The organism is Pseudoalteromonas marina, assembly GCF_000238335.3.
In the GTDB taxonomy this organism is placed as follows: Bacteria; Pseudomonadota; Gammaproteobacteria; order Enterobacterales; family Alteromonadaceae; genus Pseudoalteromonas; species Pseudoalteromonas marina.
On sequence record NZ_AHCB03000005.1, the window covers coordinates 132,763 to 156,458 of the forward strand.

The following is a 23,696-nucleotide window of genomic DNA, read 5'->3' on the forward strand; positions in this document are numbered from 1 at the left end:
ATATTACTGGTTGAAGCTATGCGTTACTTTGAATTATTTGCAGTGCCCGTTGATTATAATATTGATTTAGCAACGATTAATAAAAATTACCTAGAATTACAGCGTGCTGTTCACCCCGACCGCCATGCCAATGCAAGCAGCCGAGATAAGTTAATGTCGGTGCAAAGTGCTGCTGAAATTAACGATGCCTTGCAAACACTTAAGCATCCAGTTAAACGTGCTGAGTATATGTTAAGCGAGCTAGGTGTTGATATTCGCGCTGAGCAACAAACGCTGCAAGATCCTATGTTCTTAATGCAACAAATGGAATTGCGCGAAGAGCTCGAAGAGCTTGCATCAGCGAGTGACCCGGATGCGGCCATTGCTAATTTTGAAAAACAAATAAAACAACTTAACGAGCAATACAGTGCACAGCTTGCAGAGCAGTTAGCAAGTAACGACAAGCAACAGTATGAACTAGCGGCTGATAATATTCGTAAACTGAAGTTTGTTTATAAATTACGTGACGAACTAGAACGCATTGAAGACAGTTTATTTGACGATTAATTACTTGCTGTAAAGCGAGCAAAACGAGTTTAAAGAGCATTATGGCATTATTGCAAATTGCTGAGCCGGGGCAAAGCGCGGCACCACACGAACATAAACTAGCCATAGGTATTGACCTTGGCACGACTAATTCATTAGTGGCTACTGTACAAAGCGGCGAAGCGCGCACCTTAACCGATGAATTAGGGGCAGCGATGCTACCGTCGGTTGTTCGTTATCAAGCCGGTGGTATTACTGTGGGTTCAGAAGCAGCTCAAGCTGCAACACAAGACCCTGCTAATACGCTTATTTCGGTAAAGCGCTTTTTAGGTAAAACACAAGCTGAAATAGAGCAAAGCTACGGCCAATTACCGTATGAATTTTGTGAAGATAATGGCTCGCTTGCAATTCAAACCGAGGCCGGAAAAATCAGCCCAGTTAAAGCGTCAAGCCATATCTTAGCCGCTCTAAAAGCGCGTGCAGAACAAAGTTTTGGTAATCAAGAAATTTTAGGGGCTGTTATCACCGTTCCTGCGTATTTTGATGATGCTCAGCGTCAAAGTACCAAAGATGCAGCAGAACTTGCTGGTATTAACGTATTGCGTTTGTTAAACGAGCCTACAGCAGCTGCTGTTGCCTATGGCTTAGACTCGGGCCAAGAAGGGATCATAGCAGTTTACGACTTAGGCGGTGGTACATTTGATATTTCTGTTCTTCGTCTACACCAAGGTGTTTTTGAAGTCATGGCAACGGGTGGCGACTCAAGCTTAGGGGGTGACGACTTTGATTCACTACTGGTTGATTACTTTAAGCAGCAAACGGGTGTGTCGGCGTTATCACCTTCGGTTTTACGTTTATTTATTAATAAAGCAAAAGCCTGTAAAGAAGCGTTAAGCCAGTACGCAAAAGTAAATGTAGGGCTTGAGTTTGACGGACAAAACCACACGGTAGAAGTAACGCGCGAAACATTCGACGAAATGGCGATGCCACTAGTTAAAAAAACGCTGCGTTCGTGTCGTCGTGCTGTAAAAGATGCTGGCATTGAAAACGAAGAAGTTTTACAAGTTATTATGGTCGGCGGGTCAACGCGTATGCCACTGGTACGTAGCCAAGTACATAGCTTTTTTGATAAAGAACCGCTAACCTCAATCGACCCAGATCGGGTTGTTGCATTGGGTGCAGCACTGCAAGCAGACGTACTCATTGGCAATAAGCCAGACTCAGACATGTTATTGCTAGATGTACTGCCACTGTCGCTTGGACTTGAAACCATGGGCGGTTTGGTTGAAAAAATTATACCGCGTAACACGACTATTCCGGTAGCGCGCGCTCAAGAATTTACAACGTTTAAAGATGGCCAAACGGCAATGTCTTTGCATGTATTACAAGGTGAGCGTGAGTTGGTTGACGATTGTCGTTCACTTGCTAAATTTAGCTTAAAAGGTATTCCACCAATGGCAGCCGGTGCTGCACACATTAGAGTCACCTTTAAAGTTGATGCTGATGGCTTATTAAGTGTTTCAGCTATGGAAAAATCAACGGGTGTGCAAGCCGAAATTCAGGTTAAACCGTCGTTTGGTTTATCTGACGACCAAGTAGCTAACATGCTAAAAGAGTCGATGAGCAACGCAAAAGACGACATGCAAGCACGTATGCTTAAAGAGCAACAAGTTGAGGCTCTTCGTGTTATTGAGGCACTAAATGCTTCATTAGATGCTGATGGCGCTTTACTTGATGACGCTCAGCTTACAAGTTTAAGAGCTGAAATTGCAGAGCTGGTAAAAGTGCGCGAAAATGCTCAACAACCTAGCGAAATTAAAGCGGCTATCGAAAAAGTAGATAACGCCAGTAGTGAATTTGCATCGCGCAGAATGGATGCATCAATTAAAAAAGCCCTAACGGGTCAGTCAGTAGACAACATTTAAGAGAGATTAGAATGCCACAAATTGTTTTTCTTCCACATCCTGAATTGTGTCCTGACGGCGCTGCAATTGAAGCTCCTGAGGGGCAAACAGTGCTCGACGCGGCGCTTAAAAATGGCATAAGCATTCCACACGCATGTGAAAAGTCGTGTGCGTGTACTACCTGTCATTTAGTTATTCGTGAAGGGTTTGATTCACTTGACGAAAGTGACGACCTAGAAGACGACATGCTAGACAAAGCGTGGGGCTTAGAGCCTGAGTCGCGCCTTGGTTGCCAAGCAATTATTAGAGATGAGGACTTAGTGGTTGAAATACCTAAGTACAATCTCAATATCGTTAATGAAGAGCACTAGTTTTTAATTAACGATTATTATATTGAAAGCCGCTGTTTGATACAGCGGCTTTTTTATTTTTGAGCAAGTGAATATCTTAGCAATAGGTGCTTGCGCTTCATACAGGCTCAAGCTCTACGTCGATAGTGACGTTTTACTCTACGTATTAATGTGAACACATAGCTTGCTATCGCGACGCCTACAGCGCAATTTTAATTAAACGGTAATATGGAGGTGTATTTTGAGTGATCTTATTTTTTCTGACTCATTTATTAACGGCGAATTTTATAAAACTGATACGCGCTTTAACGTTGACGACCCCGCGACCGAAAAAAGTATTGTAGAAGTAAGCGATATAGACGAGCAAGGCATAAAAAATGCTATAACTGCCGCACAGGGCGCTTTTGTAAAATTAAAAAACACTAACGCCACTGAGCGTAGTGAAACGCTAATGCGCTGGTATGAGCTTGTGATCAAGCACAAACAAACATTAGCTGAACTAATGACTAAAGAGCAAGGTAAGCCGCTTAAAGAATCGCTGGGCGAAATAGATTACGGTGCAGGCTTTATAAAGTGGTTTGCTGAAGAAGCCAAGCGAAGTTATGGCGATGTGATCCCACCTACCGACAATAACCACCGGTTAACTAGTTTTAAGCAGCCTATAGGCGTTGTAGCAGGCATTACACCTTGGAACTTCCCTGTTGCAATGGTAACGCGTAAAGTGGCGCCAGCATATGCTGCAGGCTGTAGTTTTATATTAAAGCCTTCTGAACATACGCCGCTGTGTGCGATTGCGTTAGCCTACTTAGCCGATCAGGCTGGTTTTGTTAAAGGTGCATTTAATGTACTTGTATCGCAAGACGCTAAAACAGTGGGTAAAATACTCACCGACTCACACATTGTCCGTAAGTTTACTTTTACCGGCTCTACAGGTGTTGGTAGCCAATTACTTAAACAATGTGCCGACACTGTGAAGCGTACCTCAATGGAGTTAGGCGGCAATGCGCCGTTTATCATTTTTGATAATGCGGATCTGGATGATGCGATTGAGGGGCTCATGGCGGCTAAATTTAGAAACAGTGGCCAAGCATGTGTAGCCGCAAACCGCATTTTTATTCAACGCAGCGTTATTGATAAGGTATTGTCAAAAATTACACCTAGGGTTGCGGCACTCAAAGTGGCCAATGGTTTTGAAGAAAATGTGGATATTGGCCCGCTAATTTACCCAAAAGCGAAGCAAAAGGTACAAGATTTAATTCAGGATGCGCTAAATAAAGGTGCTAGCTTAATTGGCGATAACAGCGATTTAGGGGGGAGCTTTCAAAACCCGCTTATTATTACTAACGTAAATACCACCATGGACATATACCACGAAGAGGTCTTTGGCCCTGTATTAACGGTAATACCCTTTGACGAAGAGGCTGAGGTGCTTGCGCTTGCTAACGACGTACCCTATGGTTTAGCCGCTTATTTTTATAGCCAAGATTTAAAACAAATTTACCGCATTAGCGAAGGGCTTGAGTTTGGCATGATAGGCGTAAATGAAGGGGTAATATCAAACCCCGTTGCTCCGTTTGGTGGAGTAAAACAGTCTGGCTTAGGGCGTGAAGGGGGGCATCAAGGGCTAGATGAGTACCTAGAAGAAAAGTACGTATGTATTAAAATTTAATCGCAAGTCGCGATATAACACTCATGTTCATGGAGTGCGTTAACGTTTTTTTATTACAAAAATATGGCGAAACTATGAACTTTTCTTTTTGCTATTGATACAGCAAGGACTAAGTGCTACCTTTGCCACATATTTTTTGTTAATAAAACAACACTAAAAACTAAATAAAAAGTAAAAGGATTTCTATAAGTAGAAATAACCCCGTGTGTAAATGCCACCGTAAGGTGGCATTTTTTTGTTCTGCGTCGTTAATTTTTGTGGGGCATTAACGGATTGGTTTATATCCAGGTAGGTTATTCAGATCTACGTCATCAAGTTGTTCAGGGTTTGCATATTCACTAATGTAATTTTTGTACACGCCTGATTCGACAAATACAGCAAAAATATCAGGATCTAGGTGGTTTTTTTCAACCATAGTACCGAGTATAAATAAGCACTCGCTCACTGGCTTCGCTTTTTTATAAGGTCTATCTACCGCTGAAAGAGCTTCAAATATATCGGTAATTGCCATTAATCGTGCAGGCACCGACATTTGCTCTTTGGTTAGACCCCTTGGGTAACCTGTACCATCGAGTTTTTCATGATGCCCCAATGCATACTCAGACACTTTACTTAAGTGTTTAGGGAAGGGCAGGGCGTCTAAAATATTTTTGGTTACATCCATATGACGCTTCATGACATCATGCTGGCCAGCTGTGAGCGTTCCTCTTCGTATTGATAGGTTTTCAACTTCATCATCATTGAGCAGTGGTGTGCGTATATCGTTTATCACTAAATGATAGTGTTGTGCAATGCGTTCTATTTGGGCAAGTTCTTTATCGCCTAAAAACTCCCCACCCACATTAATGCGTTGTAATAAGGCGCGGTCCAGTGCAACCTGCTTAAGCTCGGTATCGAGCAGTCGTTCGAATTGCTGCACCTCTACAGGCTTACCATTTTTCATTGCTGAGATTATTTGTTCTTGGTAGTTAATTTTTAAATCTCGGCTAATGATCTCAAATTTGGCATCTATATAGTTAATACGATCAAAAATGGTTTCTAATTTAGTCGCTTTTTCCATGATGTGATCGGGGGTGGCGATTTTTCCGCAGTCATGTAACCAGCCTGCTATATCTAATTGGTGACGGTCTGAGTCACTCATAGAAAATGACGCTAATGGACCCTTGCTTATTTCATTTACCGCATCGGCCAGCATTAACGTTAATGCTGGTACACGCTTACAATGCCCACCGGTATGGGGAGACTTTTCATCGATAGCCATTGCAATAGTTTCAGCAAAAGTAGAAAACAACTCTTCCATTTCTTTAATTAGCGATGAGTTAGTTAATGCAATAGCCCCTAATGAAGCAAACGAGCGTATTAGCGTCACTAACTCTTCACTAAACGGAATGATATTATTTTTTTCATCTTTAACGTTTATTAACTGAATAACCCCTAAAATATCATCTTGGTGATCTTTTAAAGGAATAGTTAGCATTGATTGCGTACGATAACCCGTGCGAGCATCCATTTCACGCGCAGCGCTCATGTCAAAAGGCAGTGCAGCGTAAACATCAGGAATATTAATTACTTTGCCTGAATTAACTGCATGGGCAACGATTGCTCGTTGGTTTGGTTTGCCATCGATATATAAGTCAATATTGGGAAAGCTAACAAAACGATCTGAACCGCCACCCAAGTATAAGTTAAGTGATTTATTGATCACGGTTTCAAACTTAAGCTGATCATCTTCTGTTATCGAATAAATACTGCCGGCATCTGAATTAGCGATAGACATCACAACTTGTAAAATTTCGTCCAACAGCAGTTGTGGCTCTTTTTCGGTAGTCAGGCGAATACTAATATCGATAAAGTGCTGAAGGTTTGTTCTGTCTTTAATGTGCTGTGGCATATTTTTGCTACTTTTTTGTATGTACGAAGGCACCATTCCAATCCTTAGCGAGTGTTTGTATATCTGTACTTTGTATTCGTTCAATATAAATACGGTAAACGTCTGCGTTTAATACAGCGTTACTTTTTAATTGCTTAAATAAGCTAAGCGCACTTTCCCATTCTTTATTATGAAAAAGCGTGATGGCTTTTAGCGAGTTATCTATTTCGTTAAGCTGTATTTTGCTTAGTTTATTCGTATAATTTATGGGTTCATATAGTGCGACTGAAGTTGTTTTTCCAACCACCTGCACTTTATCAATGAGCCTAAAAGAGATCCCCGAGCATGCCTGCATTGTATCTTCGGTAACCAGAATAGCGACACCATAAAACTTGGTCAAGCTTTCGACTCTTGCCCCTAAGTTAACAGCATCCCCCAATACGGTATACGCTTTACGGTACATTGAACCCATGTCACCCACATTCATATCACCAGAGCTTAAGCCGACTCCAATACTGATTGCGGGAAGGTTTTGCTTTGCAAACAGTGTGTTTATTTCTGCTAGGCCTTCAGTCATTGCTAGAGCCGCCTCAACGCCATGTTGAGCGTGGTCTTTATCTAGTAATGGCGCATTCCAAAATGCCATGACCATATCGCCAACGTATTTGTCTATTGTGCCAGTGTTATCAAATATGATTTTAGTAATAGCGCTCAGGTATTGATTTAAATATTCGCTTAATTGGTGAGCCGACATGCTTTCAGATAATGATGTAAAACCTCTTATATCGGCGAATAAAACAGTCATGTTTCTGCGTTCGCTATTTTGAACTAAATTACCGCCTTGTTCTATAAGCTGATTTATACGTTCTGGTGGTACATATTGGTCAAACATTGTTTTTATTTTTTTGCTGTGTTTCATTTCAGCAATAGAGCCAACAATAATGTAATAGCTAGCTAAAAGTGTGGTGAGTAATAAGGTCATAAATAAAGGAAGGTTGACTTTTTGTGCCGACCACATGTAAAAATTTATAGCGACGTTAACACTTGCAACAATAATTGAGAATGCCAAAATAAAGCGTGCGGTTTTACCAATGCTAAAAAACGACAGGGCAAGGCCAGTAATAATAATAATGACCAAACTGGCGCCTAGTGACCAACTAGGTTTTGAAGGAAGTAGCTGCGGGTTCATTAACCCTTCAAATATATTGGCATGAACTTCAACTCCTGGATATTGCAAGCCTACGGGGGTAGATCGTAAGTCAGCCAACCCCACAGCAGAAGTGCCAATAAACGCGACGCTTCCCTCTAGCTCTTTTAAACCAACTTTTTGTGTTAGCACATCGGTTGCTGAGTAATATGCAAAGCTGCGAGCTCCGCCTTTATAAGGAATAAGTATTTGTCCGTATTCATCGGTTTGAATCCATTTATTGTGAAACTTAACGCCTTCAAATAGGGTTATACCATTTGATGTAGTTGAGCGTGTTTCTATTGTGTTGGCTAATGTATACAAACGGGCGGCTTCAAGCGCTAAAGAAGGGTAAAGGGTGTTACCTACACGGTTAACCAATGCTGCTTTTCGTATAAAGCCATCTTCATCACTATGTGCATTAATAAAACCATGGCCCGCTGCGGCATTTTGTAACTTAGGGATATTAATAATAGCACCCGGGTAGTCATTAATTTGTGAGTTTGTGTGTTCACCTTCTTGCCAAATTACGCTGCTTTTAGCTGGCGCATTATGTTCACTTAATTCATCGTTAATCAATAAAAACCCCAAGGTAATATCGTTTTTTGCCAGCGCTTTAGCTAATTTTGTATCGGCATCTACTTGTTGTTTTATTGTCGAAAGCGGGCTCGCATACTTTGCCGAAAAGTCAGGGAGTTCATCCATAATTTTAGTAACAGGGTTTACTTCAGGCTCCGAGAAAAATATATCGAAGGCGATAACAATGACACCAGCGTCAGTTAATTTAGTGACAAGATCAGCCACTTTAGAGCGACTCCAAGGGAAGCGCCCCTGTTCTTGCATGCTTTTTTCATCAATATCAATGATTACTACAGATTCATTCACTTTTCTTGGTGTGTCTGCGAGGGTGAGTTGTAAGCGTGAATCGTAAATAATCCCCTCAACTCGGTTGAGAAGTTTAGCTACTGCACCTGTCGAAAAAAATTCGATAGATGCTATGAGTAATGTGATCAATACACCAATATAAAAATGCTTCGATGTTATTTTTTTTAATAGGTTAATAGTCAAAGCTCCTAGCGCGTTTAAAATTCAAAAACGCGCCCCTCTTTACCACATTCAATACACACATCGTTGCCGTAGCTTGCTTGTAAATAACTTTCTATTTCGGTAAGTTGCTCATCGGTTCTTGAGGGATCGTGACTGATTATCACCATGTTTTTGACTTTCGCTTTTATTGCAAGTTGAGCAACTTGGTCAATAGTACTGTGGCCCCAGCCATGTTTTAATGGTAAGTCAGCATCAATAAGTTGAGCGTCATGTATAAGTAAATCGGCCCCTTCTATAAATGCTGCCCACTCGCTAATACTGGTTGTAGTTTGGTGAGGTGGGTTAAGCTCGTTGTCGGTCACATATGCCACCTTCGCGCCATCAGCAAATAAGCAATAAGCAGTTCCGCCGCCAGGGTGATTTAGCGGTGCCGTGGAGATAGAAAAACCATTAAGGTTAAATTGCGATTGTGCCGAAAGCTCAGTATTGAGCGTAATATTTGATGGTAAGTCTTGATGACGAACAGGAAAATAAGAGCCACTCATTTGTTCTACAATACCGTGTTGAGTGTTTTTATCGTCAACATTACCTGCAACAATTGTTATATCGCGATTTGCTTGATAAATAGGTTTAAAAAAAGGAAAGCCCTGAATATGATCCCAATGATTGTGAGTGAGCAAAATATAGATAGGGCTTTGCTGCTCGAGTAAATAATCTCCAAGTTTTGCTATTCCAGTGCCCGAGTCTAATATCAGTGCACTGCCATTATTTTTTGTCACATAAGTACACGATGTATTCCCACCATATAGATGGGTATCACTTCCGGGTGTAGGCATTGAGCCTCTTACCCCAAATAATTCGACTTTCATTTATGGCTCAACTCCATCGGGATAAAAATCAAACTTAGATACACTGATATTATTTGAGTTACCATTATCGCAAGTGCTACTTAAGGCTATTTGCGTGTCAGTTTGTAGAATTAACGAGGTAAAAACGAGTGAATTTGTACAAAGGTTAGTTTGGTAATAACCAACTCCACCAGTACCAAATGCGCTATCAAGCTCGCCATTTGTAGTAATTCGTGCAATTACGCCCTGGTTGTTACTAGTACCGACTAATATAAGTTTATCAGTGCTATCTAGCTTGGCACCTTTAATTAAAGTATTGCCGGTTGCAGCTAAACTATATTGGCCAACGCCATTGTCAGCAAAGCTTGTATCTAATGAGCCCGACGAAAGCAAGCGTACAACATTCGCTTTATCAGGTGTACTGACTAAATTTGCAACTAAATAGATTGCGCCAGATGAGTCGGTTATTACACTGGCTACTTTATTGTTGGTGTTAGGCGTATCGGTACCTGAATATCTAAACAACTCATTGCCGGTTAAGTTAAGTTTGAGCGCAATCAATGCTGAATCAGCACCTGTTACTAATTTACCAGCAATAAAAATTTCATTGTTGTTAATGTGAATTTTAGAAAAATCCTCATCCGTTAACCCTAATAAAACGCCTTCAGTGCCAAAGCTTGTAGCGAGTACCCCTTGCGCTGTAAGCATCATTGCAAATGACTGTGTGTTCCCAGATTGCGTTGCAGTACCCACTGCAACAATATTGCTACTATTGGTTATTGCTATATCTGATAATGTAAGTGCTTCGGTATTTTCAATGTTGGTTACATAGATGCCGTCGGTTGCAAATGTTGTATCAAGTGAGCCATCTTGGTTCACTTTGGCTACAAAACCTTGCGAGCCATTGGTCGTTTTTTTAGTACCAGCAAGTAATAAGTTGCCATTGTTTAATTCAGCTAACGCAACGTGTTGTGAGTTTAACTCAATGGCAATTTCTTTATGGCCCGTTTTACTAAAGCTCGTATCTATGGTGCCAGTAGTGGTAAAGCGGGTTAATACTAACTTTATTGCACCGTTTGTTTCGGCTGTTGAGGCAAGCATATATTTACCTGCTTGAGCGCCATTACTAAGTTGTATCAGTTTTATTGATTGATCGTTTGATGCTTCGGTTATTGCATCAACTGTTAAATAGCCTGTGCTATTGAAATTAGTAAATAATGCGGCCTGATCGGTTAAAGCTCCAATAAATGGTTTAGCGTTGGTGTCGTCATTAATGCCGGCTACCCATAAAGTATCGTTAGAGTCGATAGACGCTGTGTTTACAGTTTGTTTAGCATCTATGCCTGAAAGAATGCTAACTCCAGATTCACCGTAATTATCATCAAGTGCACCTGTTGAGCTTATTACACGTGCTGTGAATACTTGCTCTGCAAGAGGCACACCTGTTGTGCCCGAGAGCATTATTTCATTTTTAACCGGCTCGTACTGAATACCAGTTATTTGAGCGCCGACATTACCCGCACCGCTGTTGCCATCAATGTTATAAATTGCAATTCCGTCAGTGTCAAAACTTGTCACTAGCTCGCCATTTTTATCAATGGCTAACACAACAGCATCTTTTTCACCAGTTAGCCGTGTCATATAGCCACCCGCAAAAGCAGTAAAATTAGAATCAGCTAAACCACCAATGGCAAATAACTCATCGTCTTTGTTGTTACCTGGCTGGCCTAAGTCGCTTGATAAGTTAATGATAAGCGGATCGCCCCCATTAAAATTACCATCGTTATCTCCATTTGCTTTTAAATAACGTATTAGCGAGTTTTTAGTGCCATCAGCATCGGTAACGCTACCCACAACTAAATAGTCTGAGTTTTCAAAGTTTTTAACTGCGTAGCCTTCATCATCACGATTAGCGCCACTTACATCAACAATGACGGGTGTTGAGTTTTCGAATGACAAGTCGTCGGTTTTATAATGTATCCATAGGCTATCGGTTTGAGTACCATCAAAATGCTTGCCTACAGCAAGTAATTTATTGCCGTCAATTTCAAGGTCATTGATAACCGTGGTACTGTTAAGCGTTGTACATTTTATACCCGTGTTACTTTCCCCGTCATCATCTGAGCCGGTTCTTAATGTCCCTGCAAGATCCATTTTAAGTACGCACGCTTCATTATTACTGCCATCAAAACTTGAATAGGCAATAAATAAATCGGTGCCGTCGGAAATAATGGCGGTGGCTTCTTCATCTTGCTCTAAATCAAGTATTTTAATGCCAGTGGTATTAAATGCGGTGTTTGCACCGCCGTTATTAGTGTACGAAACAATAAGAATGTCTTTGTCTGCATTATTGGTAAAGCCCACAAAATATAAGTTGTTGTTAAGCGCTATGCTGTCGTTAAATTGCCCACCTGAAAATACGCTGCCTAGATCGAGCTGCCCCGTAATAGGGCGACCATATGATGCATCTTCAACAGGGATTAGCGGCTCGGTAACATCAAGGATATTAACCGTGATATTAACTGCAGTGGTTTCATTAGGGGTGCCGTTATCTGTTACTTGAATATTTAATATGTATTGAGTTTTGGTTTCATAGTCAAAAGGGGTTTCGCCATTCACGCTTAAAATGCCAGACGATGCATTTAAGTTAAATAAAGCAAAATCACCGCCGGCTAATGCATAGGTTAAATCTTGATTTTCAATGTCGGTAGCAACAATGGTTCCTATAATGTCGGAATCTGTCGCGTCCTCATTAATGCTAAAGCTTTGTTCAGCAACTATGGGCGGATCGTTGATTGGGTTGATGGTAATGGCTAATGTACTGTTAGCCGTTCCACCATTATTATCACTTGCAGTGTAGGCCACCGTTGCAACGCCGTTTGCATTAGCAGCAGGCGTGTATTGAATTTGGTTATTTACAATAGTTGCCGTGCCTACATCTGTACTCGCGCTACTTATTACTAAGCTGTCGCCATCCACATCTGAATCGTTAGCGAGCACATCAATAGTAATAGGCGCTGCGTCTTCATCCATATTTGCGGTATCGGCAGTGGCAACAGGCGCATCGTTTATTGGGTTGATAGTAATCGCCAATGTGCTGTTAGCCGTTCCACCGTTATTGTCACTTGCAGTGTAAATCACCGTTGCAACACCGTTTGCATTAGCTGCAGGCGTGTACTGAATTTGGTTGTTTACAACACTTACAGCACCCACATCAGCGCTCGCGGTACTGATTACTAAGCTATCGCCATCCACGTCTGAATCGTTAGCGAGTACGTCAATAGTAATAGGTGCTGCATCTTCATCCATGGTTGCGGTATCGGCAGTGGCAACGGGTGCATCGTTGATTGGGTTGATGGTAATGGCCAATGTGCTGCTAGCCGTTCCACCGTTATTGTCACTTGCAGTGTAAATCACCGTTGCAACACCGTTTGCATTAGCTGCAGGCGTGTACTGAATTTGGTTGTTTACAACACTTACAGCACCCACATCGGCAGTGGCGTTACTGATTACTAAGCTGTCGCCATCTACGTCTGAATCGTTAGCCAGTGCATCAATAGTAATAGGCGCTGCATCTTCATCCATAATTGCGGTATCAGCAGTGGCAACGGGTGCATCGTTGATTGGGTTGATGGTAATGGACAATGTGCTGCTAGCTGTTCCACCGTTATTATCATTTGCAGTGTAAATCACCGTTGCAACGCCGTTTGCATTAGCCTCTGGCGTGTATTGAATTTGGTTATTTACAACACTTACAGCACCCACATCAGCGCTCGCGGTACTGATTACTAAGCTGTCGCCATCCACGTCTGAATCATTAGCGAGTACATCAATAGTAATAGGCGCCGCATCTTCATCCATAGTTGCAGTATCGGCAGTGGCAACGGGTGCATCGTTTATCGGGTTGATAGTAATCGCTAATGTGCTGTTAGCCGTTCCACCGTTATTGTCACTTGCAGTGTAAATCACCGTTGCAACACCGTTTGCATTAGCTGCAGGCGTGTATTGAATTTGGTTGTTTACAATAGTTGCCGTGCCTACATCAACGCTCGCGTTACTTATTACTAAGCTATCGCCATCCACATCTGAATCGTTAGCGAGCACATCAATAGTAATAGGCGCTGCATCTTCATCTATGGTTGCAGTATCAGCGGTTGCAACGGGTGCATCGTTGATTGGTAAAATAGTAATGCTTAGTGTTGAAGTCGCATTTGCATCTTGCGCATCTTTTATTGAATAAGTCACCGTTGCTACGCCATTTGCATTAGGGGCAGGTGTGTACTGAATTTGATTATCAACAATTAGCGCAGTGCCACTGTTGGCAGAGACCTCGCTCAATATTAAGCTGTCGCCGTCAATATCTGAATCATTGGCTAAAACGTCAATGAGCAATGCAATTGCGTCTTCATTTATGGTAGCAAGGTCAGCGTTTGCAACGGGCGCATCATTTACAGGCGTTACAATAATCGTAACACTTGCGGTACTGTCTTTCTCACCAGGAGAGCCATTTTCATACCCATCAGTAATACTGTAGGTAAGAACAGTTTGTCCAGAAAAGTTGGCCGGCGGGGTATATTCAATTTGCCCATTAACAATGCTTGCTGAGCCAAGTGTGCTATTTACATTAAATAGTGTAATGGTATCGCCGTCAGCGTCTGTATCATTTGCTAGTACATTTAGCTGTGTTGCGCTGCTATCTTCGGCTATGGTGAACTGATCATCGCTTGCCTCAGGGAAGGTGTTATTTCCACTTTCGCTCAGTGTTACTTGAGCGGTTGCGGTAAGGCCCTGCTCATTTGAAATTAAATAAGAAAAGCTATCTACCCCAGAAAAATCACCATTTGGTTGATAAGTAAATGAACCATCACTATTTAAATTGAGCGTGCCGTTTTGAGGCGCTGTAACAGGTGTGGTGTTAACAGTAAGGTCGCCAGTTTCTATATTAAAATCGTTGGCTAGTAGGCCACTGTCTGCTGAGACTGAAAATAGACTATTTCGAGCAAACTGATAAGCGTCATTTTGTGCAACCGGATTATCTGGCTGGCTATTTACAATGATAGTAACAGTGGCTGTGGCACTAGCACCCTGGGAGTCAATGGCTGCATATTGAAACTGGTCTACCCCATTAAAGTTAGCATCAGGTATGTAACTAAAGCTGCCATCAATGCTAAGTAAAAGTTGCCCGTGAGTAGGTGCAACTATAAAGGTGTCGTCTACCGTAAATGTGTCACCGTTAGGATCGGTATCATTGCTAAGTACCCCATTTCCTGCAGAGATAACAAGGGTATTATCTTCGTTTACGTTATAACTATCGTTATTAGCAACGGGGGCCGAGTTAGTATTGGTGCTTACAATAAATACAGTTGCTGTAGCTTCACCGCCTTGGTTATCAATAACTTTATATTGAAAGCTATCTTCACCTTGCATATTTGGTTCGCCTTGGTATTCAAAGCTACCGTCAGCAAATAAGGTTAGCTGTCCGCGCAGCGGCTCATTAACAGGCGCTACATCAACCGTAAGTTCATCTAAATCAACATCGCTATCGTTACCCAATAAACCAGGAGCTGAAACAGTTAATGTACCATCACTTGAAATATTATAGGTGTTGTTCAGGGCAATAGGCGCATCATTAATCGGCTTAATTGTTACAGCAACAACCGCGGTGTCGGTTCTGCCTAGCTCGTTAATAATTTGATAGCTAAATGCATCTTCACCATTAAAGTTAAGCGCAGGCTGATAAGTAAAATCACCCGATTCGGTCATAGTTACTGAGCCATGCGAAGGGGTTACTAATACTTGTGTGTTGGCAAGGAGCTGTCCGCTATACGGATTCGTATCGTTTGTTAGTACATTGCCTTGCAGGGCAGTATCTTCATCAATTTCAAATATATCGTTGTTAGCTGTAGGAGCAAAAGCAAGTTCTCCACCTAGGGGAGCTATGTTTATTAAGTTAGAAAACCCACTTTCACCGCTACCATCTATGCCTGTTATAAGAGCTTGATAGCTTTTGTTTGTAATCGTGTTTGGTATTGTAAAGAAAGGGTCCGAAATGCTTAAAAATTGTTGGCCATTTTCAAGTTCATCAACATTGGAAGGCGATACACCCGGTTGGGTGGCAATGTATACGTTATAACGGTTTAGCTCATTGTTGGCTTGCCAAGCAAGGTTAATACCTTGATCTTCTCGTTGAGCTGTTACTCCTACAATTTGATGAGGCTGCCAGCTAAACGTAATTGCATCGGCAAGAACTTGGTTTTGCAGTGTATCTGTTATCCATATTTCTAAGCGTAATTCTCCAGCACTTGCACCATAAATAGATGGGCTTAGCCCAATAACAGAACGCTCGTATTCATTACCACAATCAGATGAGCAAATAGGTAGGCTTTTATTAACGCTGGGTAATACTAAGTTTATTTCGCTAATGCCGTCGGGATCGCGGGCACTGAGTAAAAATGAAACATTACCTTGTACTGTTTCTGTTTGAGTAAAGCCAATAGTAGCTTGCGAGTTTGCTATAGCTGAGCCCACAGCGCCGCGACTCACGGTATTTTCACCTAAAATCTGTATTTGTGTTGTTTTATTACTGGCTAAAACGCCCACTAAATTTACATAACTTGCAACGGCTGGTGGGTTAACTGTAGATGTAGGCGCTTGCGCTGACGCTTGAGGTTGTTGCTCATCTGAGCCTCCGCAAGCACTTAGTGCAAACATCATTGAACCAAGCAAAAGGTGTTTTTTTGCGGTCATTATTTAATACTCCAAAATAAAAGCGGTCTATCCAATGTGTTTACGGTTCTAATATAAAAGAACCGCTCGCGTTTACATCTGGATTATTAATTTCACTCAGCTGAAAGTTACCAATAATGGTATCTAGGTCATTCAAAAACACCGCGTCTATATCACCTTCTGCTTTATTGTTTCCGTATGAGGCAAACGTAATAGCTAAATCTAGTTTACTCAGATTTATTAAACCACTGTACGCCGCATACCAAGTACCGCCGGCATCATTAAAGCTAATTTCGCCATCAGGCACTGTTCCATTGTCAAAATCAACGGCCATGGTCATAGCAAAGTCGCTAATGCCTCCTTCACTTGAAGCCACACTAAAATCAGAAGCGCTGTAGTTAAAAGTACCTTGGCGCTGAGCTATTTGGTCCACTAAAAAGGCGTTATCTACAGCCTGAAATTGCTGCTCAGAGTATGCGTCTACTGTGCTATCATCTTCTAAAATAGCGTTGTTTGTTGAGGCTGTTTGAGTTTGCTCTGTTTCTTCACTTTCGCTATTAGGCTCAATAGTTGCAACGGTTTGATCAAATACAGCTGCGGCACGCGTTGTTGTAAAAACATCACCAGTACTTGTAATTTGTGCAAACGAAAATGCTTCATTATCACCAAGCGACAGCACGTTATTATTTGTAAGTGTTAGGTCGATTGCACCATCCCATACAGCTATAAATACATCACTACCTACTAGCTGCACTTCAAAGTGCGTGCCACGAATACCAATTGACCCCACAGGGGTTTTAACGTTATAAGCCCCGCCATTTTTTTTGATAACGCCAGATATAGAACGCAGGCCGCCTTTGAGTAACTCAATAGATGCAGACCCTTGTTGTGTGTTTTTATCAAACTGGTAATTGGCTATATTAAGTTCTGAATTTTCTTTTAAAGAAATTAAACCGCCATCTAACATTGAAAACTGCGCTTTACTTTGGTTGCCAGTCGTTATTCGGTCTATGCCAAAAACAGTATCACGACGCTGCAATTGACGTTGTTGGGCTGCCTCATTTGTTGCTAATACAGAGCCACGGGCCAGAATAGTTTTACCCGCTGGCTCACTTGCTTGCGCATAAAAATTTACACAAAGTAAGGCGGTAATGATAGGAAGTATGTGTTTCATAAATACCTTAAATTAAAATGAGTAAGAGGCGCTTAAATTAATGTCTAAACGGTCGTATTCGAACAAAGCAATATTGCTGCTTTTATCCTGATAGTTAGTGATTAGTTGCAACGCAAAATCACGATTAACTAAGTAGCGAACAGTAGCCGAGAGCATAAGTAGGTTATCGGCACGCTTTTGCAAAAATAAAGGATGATCTTCTTGATAATTAATCCATTGGTAACCAGCAAGTGAAAGTAATTGCCAATTTTTGGCTAATTGAGTGTTGGCTTGGTAGTACACACTGGTGCTTTGGCGACTATTAAACTCTCCCTGAGTTAAGTCAGCGTCTTCATTTTTAACATTAACACTAAAGCGGTTAAACCAATGCTGTGTTGAATAACTTACTCCAGTATTAATCGCATAAAATGTATTATCGAGCTTGTCGTCAAATCGGTTGTTTAACTCCCCCCCACTGAGCGCTGCAAAAAGACTAATACTGTCAGATAACTCAAAATCAGCACCCAAGGTTATAGCCGACTCAGCTCTATAAAGCTCAGAATCAAGCATTAAAGGCGTTGTTGAAGCCTGAACGTGCCAATTAACATCCCCAATTCCGTAATTATATGCAGCACTAAAATGGGCATTAACGCGGTCATATTGACTCAGTTCTGCGAATTTATACCACCCAGCATTAGCGTTTATAACCATAGTGCTTTGTTGGTTAATAGGGTAGGAGTATTTACCTGAGTAATTAAGCTTAGCGTAACTATCATCTGTGCTTTTACTTTCAGGTGATAACAAAAATTCACCAATTTCAGGAATTATAATTGTATTTTCTGTAGTGCCTGCATTTACGTTGCCATCAACGCCCAACGCAAACTCAATATTTTGAGAATAAAAATCACCGGCTCGTTTACTTTGTAAAGCTACCCTATCTAACAATGCCTGTGCAGAGGTTTTTATGGTGTTTGGCGCCATAGATGAGTCAATAAGTATTAAGGCTTGATTTTGTGCAGCAGGAAAGTTTTTTACCAACATATAAGCACGAGCTAAAAATAAACGCGCTTCATACCACTTTGGGTTGCTTTCAATGGTGCGCTCAAAAGCAAAAATAGCCTCGGCAGTATGATTTAACTTTAAAGCAGAAACGCCCAACAAAAAATCATAAGTGGGTTCGCCCAAATATTGGTTCTGTTCTTGGCTTAGCTGGTAGGCTTGGCGATATTTTTTTTCAGAGACTAACTTTTGTACGTCGATCAAAAACTGGCTGTAGCTATTACTATTTTGCGCAACAGAACTAAAACTGAGGGCGGTTAAACAGCTATAAAGGAAAAGTTTTAAAATCGGTTTAGTCATGCTTAATTATATATCTTGAAAAGTGTAGATATATTTTACAGTAAAAATAGATTTTGAACAGAAAATAAGCGGTTTTTAATAAAAATACACAATGAATTCAATGATATTTAGCTATAAACATAAATAGTAATTAATGGGGAGTAATAAAAGGCTCGCAGTACAGGGAGAATATAGTTGGACTAAAAAAGAATTGTATTTAATGATTGAGTATGTGTTTTGCAGAAAAATAAGAAGAGAAAAGTGGGGCGATTGACGGGGCTTGAACCCGCGACAACCGGAATCACAATCCGGGGCTCTACCAACTGAGCTACAACCGCCACAACACACCTTGTTTGGTGTGGCGCGCATAATACATAAAATAATAAACCTTGTGAAGCCTTAAATTAAAAAAAATTAAATTTAAAAATAAAATCTAAAAATTCACTCTCGTACAGCGAAAGTTCAGTAATGCTTGTTCAAGCTATGCGCGATTAAAAACTATAAACAATACGCCATATATATAGTATGAATTCATTAATAAATGAGAACAAATTGTAAATTAATGTATAATGCTAACCGGAAAAACACTAATCAAAAACATTTGGAGTAAATATGGATTCAGTACTTAATTGGCTTAATGATAACTCAGGCTTAATTTTACACTATAGTATTCAAACAGTTGTTGCGCTTATTATCTTTTTAATAGGTAGTAGGGTTTCTAAGTTTTGTTCTAACTTAACAGAAAAAGGGTTTGCAAAAAAACAGGTAGACAAAGCGGTTGGCTCTTTTGTAGCAAGCATAGTTTATACCCTTGTGTTTGCATTAACAGTACTAATGGCGCTTTCGCAAATTGGCATTGAAACAACCTCATTTATTGCAATTTTAGGTGCGGCTGGTTTAGCGGTAGGTTTAGCGCTGCAAGGTTCATTATCTAACTTTGCGTCGGGTGTACTAATCATTTTACTTCGTCCGTTTAAATCGGGTGATTTTGTAGAAGCCGGTGGCAAATCTGGTACAGTTAAAAAAATTGAGATTTTTTCAACTGAACTTCGCACACCAGATAATAAAGTAATCATTGTTCCTAACTCTCAAATTATGTCGGGCGCTATTACAAACGTATCGCGCGAATCAACTCGCCGTATCGATTTAGTGATTGGTGTTGGTTACGATGCTGATTTACGTCAAGCAAAAGAAGTATTAAAATCTGTACTTGATGCAGAAACACGCTTACTTACAGATCCTGCTTATACCGTAGCTGTTTCTGAACTAGGTGATTCAAGCGTTAACTTTGTAGTGCGTCCTTGGGTTAATGCTGCTGACTACTGGCCTACATATTTTTCACTAATGGAAAATATTAAAATTGCATTAGACGACGCAAATATTTCAATTCCATTTCCGCAAATGGATGTTCATTTACACAAGCAAGACTAATTTTTAGTATTAAATAGGTTATTTTTAATGAAATTAAAGCTTTTATCAGTGTTAGTTGCAGCATCTGCTGCGACTAACGCTTTCGCTGAAGATGCAGAGCAAAAAACGTGGGAAGTTACTAGTGAGCTTGGTGCTATTGTTACTAGTGGTAACACTGAAACAACAACGCTTAAAGGTGGTATTAAAGTACAGCATAACCTAGAAAGCTGGAACAACGAGTACAAGCTTGACGGAATCTACAAAGAAGATGAGGTTGACGATGCTAACGGTAACAAAGTTACTCAACGCACAAACGAAAAGTACTCAATTTCAGCCCAAGGTAACTACAAATTAAATGAAGAGCATTCTCATTTATTCATTTATGGTTCACACGTTTCAGACTACTTTGGTGCATACCGCAGCGAATCTGTAATCTCAGCGGGTTATGGCTTACGTTTATTAAATGAAAAAACCATGTGGTTAAGCGCAGAGATTGGTCCGGGTTACAAATACTTTGAATACCCAGATGACAGCACTGAAGTAGATGAAAATGGTAATCCACTTGCCGGTGAGTTTGAAGGTGAAGTGATTGCCCTTGGCAAGTTAGACTACAATTGGCAAATTTCTGACAATGCGCGTTTTACGCAGCTAGTGGCTGTTGAATACGGTGACACGAACACTAAAACACGTTCAGAAACGGCATTGCTTGCTAAAATTAATGGCTCTCTACAAATGAAAGTGGCTTTTAATGTAACCAACAACTCAGACGTTGCGGATGACAAAGAAAGTACAGATACAGAGACGTCATTCACACTAGTTTACAGTTTTTAACCAAAACCATTAAATTAGTGACATTTAAATGACAAAAGGGGCGAAAGTCCCTTTTTTATTTGCCTAAGATTAATGTATTATAGCCACCAATTTTGGTTGTAGACCTAGGGATATACCTACTCGTGAAAGTTTTTACACAATTATTAAGTGCTTTTGTTCTCTTATTTAGCCTTAACGCAATGGCTTTTACGCCGACAGCGTCGCAGCTAGAACAATTTAAAAAACTACCCAAATCACAGCAAGAGGCATTAGCCAAGCAGTATGGTGTTGACCTTTCTACAATCACAGGGTCAAACCAGTCAAGTAATCAAACACAAACCGAGCAGCCAACCATTGGTGAACGTTCGGAGCCACAGCAAGCAGAGCTTAGCGATGACGAGCGCTTCAATCCCAAAAAAGATGAATTAAAACCATTTGGTTATTCACTGTTTGCTGGTGAACCAACCACGTTTATGCCAAATGAAAGCGCAGCAGTTCCTGATACTTATTTAGTAGGCCCAGGTGATCAGTTAAACATTAACTTTTATGGTAAAGAAAGTGAGAGCTTTGATGTAACAGTCGACCGTGAAGGCAGAATTAGCATTCCCGATTTAACACCCGTTCAAGTTGCAGGTTTAACGTTTGCAGAAGTTAAAGCGCTTATTAACGCAAAGGTAGAGCAAGAAGTTATAGGCGTAAAAGCGTTTGTATCGCTCGGGCAGTTACGCAGCATGCGTATTTTAGTATTAGGTGAGGCTTACAAACCAGGTAGCTACAGTGTTTCGTCTTTAACTACTGTATCACATGCATTATTTGTCAGTGGTGGGGTATCTGACATTGCTTCTCTTCGTAATATTCAAGTTAAACGCGCTGGTAAAGTGGTGAGTAACTTCGATTTATACGATTTACTCATCAAAGGTGATAGCAGCAAAGACATAGTATTAAAACCTGGGGACGTTGTATTTGTCCCCTCTGTTGGTTCGCAAGTAACGGTTGAAGGCCTTGTAAAACGCCCAGCTATTTTTGAACTTAAACAAGGTGAAACGGCTAAACAACTTTTATACATGGCCGGTGGATTAAAGCCAGAGGCTTATGCGAAAAACGTAGTTGTTGAACGTTTTAATAATCAGCGTAAAGAAATACTCTCTGTTGATTTTAGCAAAAGTAATATTAACTATATTCCAAAAGACGGCGACCGAATTCGCTTTAATTCGGTAAGTTCACAATACCAAAATTCAATCAGCCTAATTGGTGCTGTTGCACGCCCAGGCAGCTATCAGTGGTATCAAGGTAAACGTATTTCAGACGTACTTAAGTCTGTGCGCGGCGATTTACTCCCACAGGCAGATTTAAGCTACGGTTTATTAATTCGTGAAATAAACATTAATGGTGATATAGAAGCCCACCAATTTGACGTAGCGCAAGCGATTATTAAAAACGCTGACAATAACCTAGCGCTTAAAGCGAATGACAAAATCATCGTATTCAGCCGCTTTGAAGAAAAAGAAATAGAAAAAACAGCGCTTGAAAACATGGCGCTAAGCCAAGAAGAACAAGAGCAACAACTTAAAGCTGAGCAGTGGCATACTTATCAACAAAAAGAGTTTGAAAAATACATTGGTATAAACCAAAAAGAAGAAATTATTACCGAAAGTGGCCAAGCGCTAACAATTGCTGATATTTCAAAACGTAAAGCTAACGAACAATCGCAAGAGTTAAAAGCTGAAGACTATGCCTTTTTTAGTCGCCATAACTTACTCCTTCCTATTATCGAAAAGTTAAAACAGCAAGCATCAATAGCGCAAGCTATGCAGCTAGTTGAAATTAACGGTAACGTAACTTACCCAGGTATTTACCCGCTGACCGTAAGCGGCGAAGTAGCCGATCTAGTAACGGCAGCAGGTGGCTTATTAGAATCTGCTTATACTAAACAAGCTGAAATTACGCGCATTGTTTTAGGTGACGCCTCTCAGGTAGAACATGTACGATTTGATCTTGAAAGTGCCCTAAAAGGTGAATCACAAAACAACATCACCCTTCGTAGTAAAGACAGCATTAACATTTTCTCGATTCCTAACTGGCAAGAAAATGTAAAGGTAGAGCTAAAAGGCGAACTGAAATTCCCTGGTACATACACTATTCGCCGAGGCGAAACGCTTACTGATTTACTTAAACGTGCGGGTGGTTTTTCTGATTTTGCAGAACAAAACGCAGCAATATTTACCCGTGTTTCTATAAAAGAGCAAGAGCAACAACAACTAGCTCGCTTATCAACCGAGTTGCGCCGCGATATTGCTTCTAAAAGCTTCCAAAACTCAGTTAGTGGTAACTCTCTTTCATACGATGAGATGGATAAACTGCTAAATGATTTAGCCAGTGTTGAGGCGGTTGGGCGTTTAGTTATTGATTTACCCTTAATAGTAAATAACCAACAAAACTTAGTTCTACAAAATGGCGACACGTTATACGTACCAAGTAAACGTGATTCTATAAGCATTATTGGTGAAGTTAACTACTCTACATCGCACCTTTATAAAGCCGGTGTAAGTGTAGATGACTACATTGACCTAAGTGGCGGCCTTAAAGAACGCGCAGCAGAAGACCGCATTTACATTATTAAAGCCAATGGCTCTGTTGAAATTCCAAATGCAGGAGGCTGGTTTGCTGCTAATAATGCAAATCAGTTAGAGCCAGGCGATACAATAGTAGTTCCTATGGATGCAGGACATATGGATAAGCTAACATTGTGGAGCACAGCTACCCAGATTCTTTATCAACTGGGTGTAGCGGTTGCTGCGATTGGTAGTTTGTAAAGTAGTTTATCGATAAATGCAATCTGTAAAACTCTTATTGCATTTTT

13 protein-coding genes, 1 tRNA gene and 1 pseudogene are annotated in these 23,696 nt (G+C 40.8%); 7 read left to right on the forward strand and 8 right to left on the reverse strand.

All coding sequences use genetic code 11. The features are described from left to right. The first annotated feature begins 18 nt into the window (after nucleotides 1–18). From hscB to fdx, 3 genes are read left to right on the forward strand one after another with little or no spacing between them, the layout of a single operon-like run. Nucleotides 19–546 carry a co-chaperone HscB gene (hscB, locus tag PMAN_RS00640; RefSeq protein WP_010555568.1) on the forward strand — a complete coding sequence of 176 codons (528 nt, stop codon included), beginning with the start codon at nucleotides 19–21 and terminating at the stop codon, nucleotides 544–546. A 41-nt stretch (nucleotides 547–587) separates the two neighbouring features. After that, nucleotides 588–2,450: a Fe-S protein assembly chaperone HscA gene (gene hscA, locus PMAN_RS00645; RefSeq protein ID WP_010555569.1), complete on the forward strand. Its 1,863-nt coding sequence runs from the start codon at nucleotides 588–590 to the stop codon at nucleotides 2,448–2,450. 11 nt (nucleotides 2,451–2,461) lie between these two features. Beyond that, nucleotides 2,462–2,800 carry an ISC system 2Fe-2S type ferredoxin gene (fdx, locus tag PMAN_RS00650; RefSeq protein WP_006791979.1) on the forward strand — a complete coding sequence of 113 codons (339 nt, stop codon included), beginning with the start codon at nucleotides 2,462–2,464 and terminating at the stop codon, nucleotides 2,798–2,800. Nucleotides 2,801–2,907: 107 nt separating this feature from the next. On the opposite strand, the pseudogene PMAN_RS19255 reads toward fdx, so the two are convergent. Continuing rightward, a pseudogene (locus PMAN_RS19255) lies at nucleotides 2,908–2,988 on the reverse strand (hypothetical protein); the annotation flags it as partial. A gap of 32 nt (nucleotides 2,989–3,020) precedes the next feature. On the opposite strand from PMAN_RS19255, the gene PMAN_RS00655 reads away from it, so the two are divergent. Continuing rightward, nucleotides 3,021–4,448, forward strand: coding sequence for an NAD-dependent succinate-semialdehyde dehydrogenase (locus PMAN_RS00655; RefSeq protein ID WP_010555570.1), 1,428 nt, complete (start codon nucleotides 3,021–3,023; stop codon nucleotides 4,446–4,448). A 265-nt stretch (nucleotides 4,449–4,713) separates the two neighbouring features. On the opposite strand, the gene PMAN_RS00660 is transcribed toward PMAN_RS00655, so the two are convergent. From PMAN_RS00660 to PMAN_RS00690, 7 genes are all read right to left on the reverse strand, one after another. Then, entirely contained in the window at nucleotides 4,714–6,375 is a 1,662-nt protein-coding gene (locus PMAN_RS00660; RefSeq protein WP_010555571.1) for an HD-GYP domain-containing protein, read from the reverse strand. After that, nucleotides 6,347–8,572, reverse strand: a complete 2,226-nt coding sequence (locus PMAN_RS00665; protein ID WP_010555572.1) for a CHASE2 domain-containing protein — start codon at nucleotides 8,570–8,572, stop codon at nucleotides 6,347–6,349. Before PMAN_RS00665 ends, PMAN_RS00660 begins: the two co-directional genes overlap by 29 nt. Nucleotides 8,573–8,586: 14 nt before the next feature. Then, complete coding sequence (locus PMAN_RS00670; protein ID WP_010555573.1) at nucleotides 8,587–9,420, reverse strand: MBL fold metallo-hydrolase; 834 nt, start codon at nucleotides 9,418–9,420, stop codon at nucleotides 8,587–8,589. Next, on the reverse strand, nucleotides 9,421–16,146 hold the full coding sequence (locus PMAN_RS00675; protein WP_010555574.1) for an Ig-like domain-containing protein: 6,726 nt from the start codon (nucleotides 16,144–16,146) through the stop codon (nucleotides 9,421–9,423). A 40-nt stretch (nucleotides 16,147–16,186) separates the two neighbouring features. After that, the gene (locus PMAN_RS00680) at nucleotides 16,187–17,299 is read right to left on the reverse strand and encodes a FecR family protein (RefSeq protein ID WP_010555575.1); all 1,113 of its coding nucleotides are present in this window, start codon (nucleotides 17,297–17,299) and stop codon (nucleotides 16,187–16,189) included. Nucleotides 17,300–17,311: 12 nt separating this feature from the next. Further along, the gene (locus PMAN_RS00685) at nucleotides 17,312–18,637 is read right to left on the reverse strand and encodes a porin family protein (protein ID WP_010555576.1); all 1,326 of its coding nucleotides are present in this window, start codon (nucleotides 18,635–18,637) and stop codon (nucleotides 17,312–17,314) included. A 241-nt stretch (nucleotides 18,638–18,878) separates the two neighbouring features. Continuing rightward, nucleotides 18,879–18,954: transfer RNA gene (locus PMAN_RS00690), tRNA-His, on the reverse strand. Nucleotides 18,955–19,228: 274 nt separating this feature from the next. On the opposite strand from PMAN_RS00690, the gene PMAN_RS00695 reads away from it, so the two are divergent. From PMAN_RS00695 to PMAN_RS00705, 3 genes are all read left to right on the forward strand, one after another. Next, nucleotides 19,229–20,047, forward strand: coding sequence for a mechanosensitive ion channel family protein (locus PMAN_RS00695; protein WP_010555577.1), 819 nt, complete (start codon nucleotides 19,229–19,231; stop codon nucleotides 20,045–20,047). 27 nt (nucleotides 20,048–20,074) lie between these two features. Next, a complete protein-coding gene (locus PMAN_RS00700) occupies nucleotides 20,075–20,857 on the forward strand; it encodes a DUF481 domain-containing protein (RefSeq protein ID WP_010555578.1) in 783 nt (260 codons plus the stop codon). Nucleotides 20,858–20,979: 122 nt separating this feature from the next. Beyond that, entirely contained in the window at nucleotides 20,980–23,649 is a 2,670-nt protein-coding gene (locus PMAN_RS00705; RefSeq protein ID WP_010555579.1) for an SLBB domain-containing protein, read from the forward strand. Nucleotides 23,650–23,696 lie beyond the last annotated feature (47 nt).

Excerpts from the sequence above, each read along its gene's own strand:
- hscB (WP_010555568.1), top strand. The coding sequence starts at position 19 with ATGCGTTACTTTGAATTATTTGCAGTGCCCGTTGATTATAATATTGAT.
- hscA (WP_010555569.1), top strand. The coding sequence starts at position 588 with ATGGCATTATTGCAAATTGCTGAGCCGGGGCAAAGCGCGGCACCACAC.
- fdx (WP_006791979.1), top strand. The coding sequence starts at position 2,462 with ATGCCACAAATTGTTTTTCTTCCACATCCTGAATTGTGTCCTGACGGC.
- PMAN_RS00660 (WP_010555571.1), bottom strand. The coding sequence starts at position 6,375 with ATGGTGCCTTCGTACATACAAAAAAGTAGCAAAAATATGCCACAGCAC.
- PMAN_RS00670 (WP_010555573.1), bottom strand. The coding sequence starts at position 9,420 with ATGAAAGTCGAATTATTTGGGGTAAGAGGCTCAATGCCTACACCCGGA.
- PMAN_RS00675 (WP_010555574.1), bottom strand. The coding sequence starts at position 16,146 with ATGACCGCAAAAAAACACCTTTTGCTTGGTTCAATGATGTTTGCACTA.
- PMAN_RS00680 (WP_010555575.1), bottom strand. The coding sequence starts at position 17,299 with ATGAAACACATACTTCCTATCATTACCGCCTTACTTTGTGTAAATTTT.
- PMAN_RS00685 (WP_010555576.1), bottom strand. The coding sequence starts at position 18,637 with ATGACTAAACCGATTTTAAAACTTTTCCTTTATAGCTGTTTAACCGCC.
- PMAN_RS00695 (WP_010555577.1), top strand. The coding sequence starts at position 19,229 with ATGGATTCAGTACTTAATTGGCTTAATGATAACTCAGGCTTAATTTTA.
- PMAN_RS00700 (WP_010555578.1), top strand. The coding sequence starts at position 20,075 with ATGAAATTAAAGCTTTTATCAGTGTTAGTTGCAGCATCTGCTGCGACT.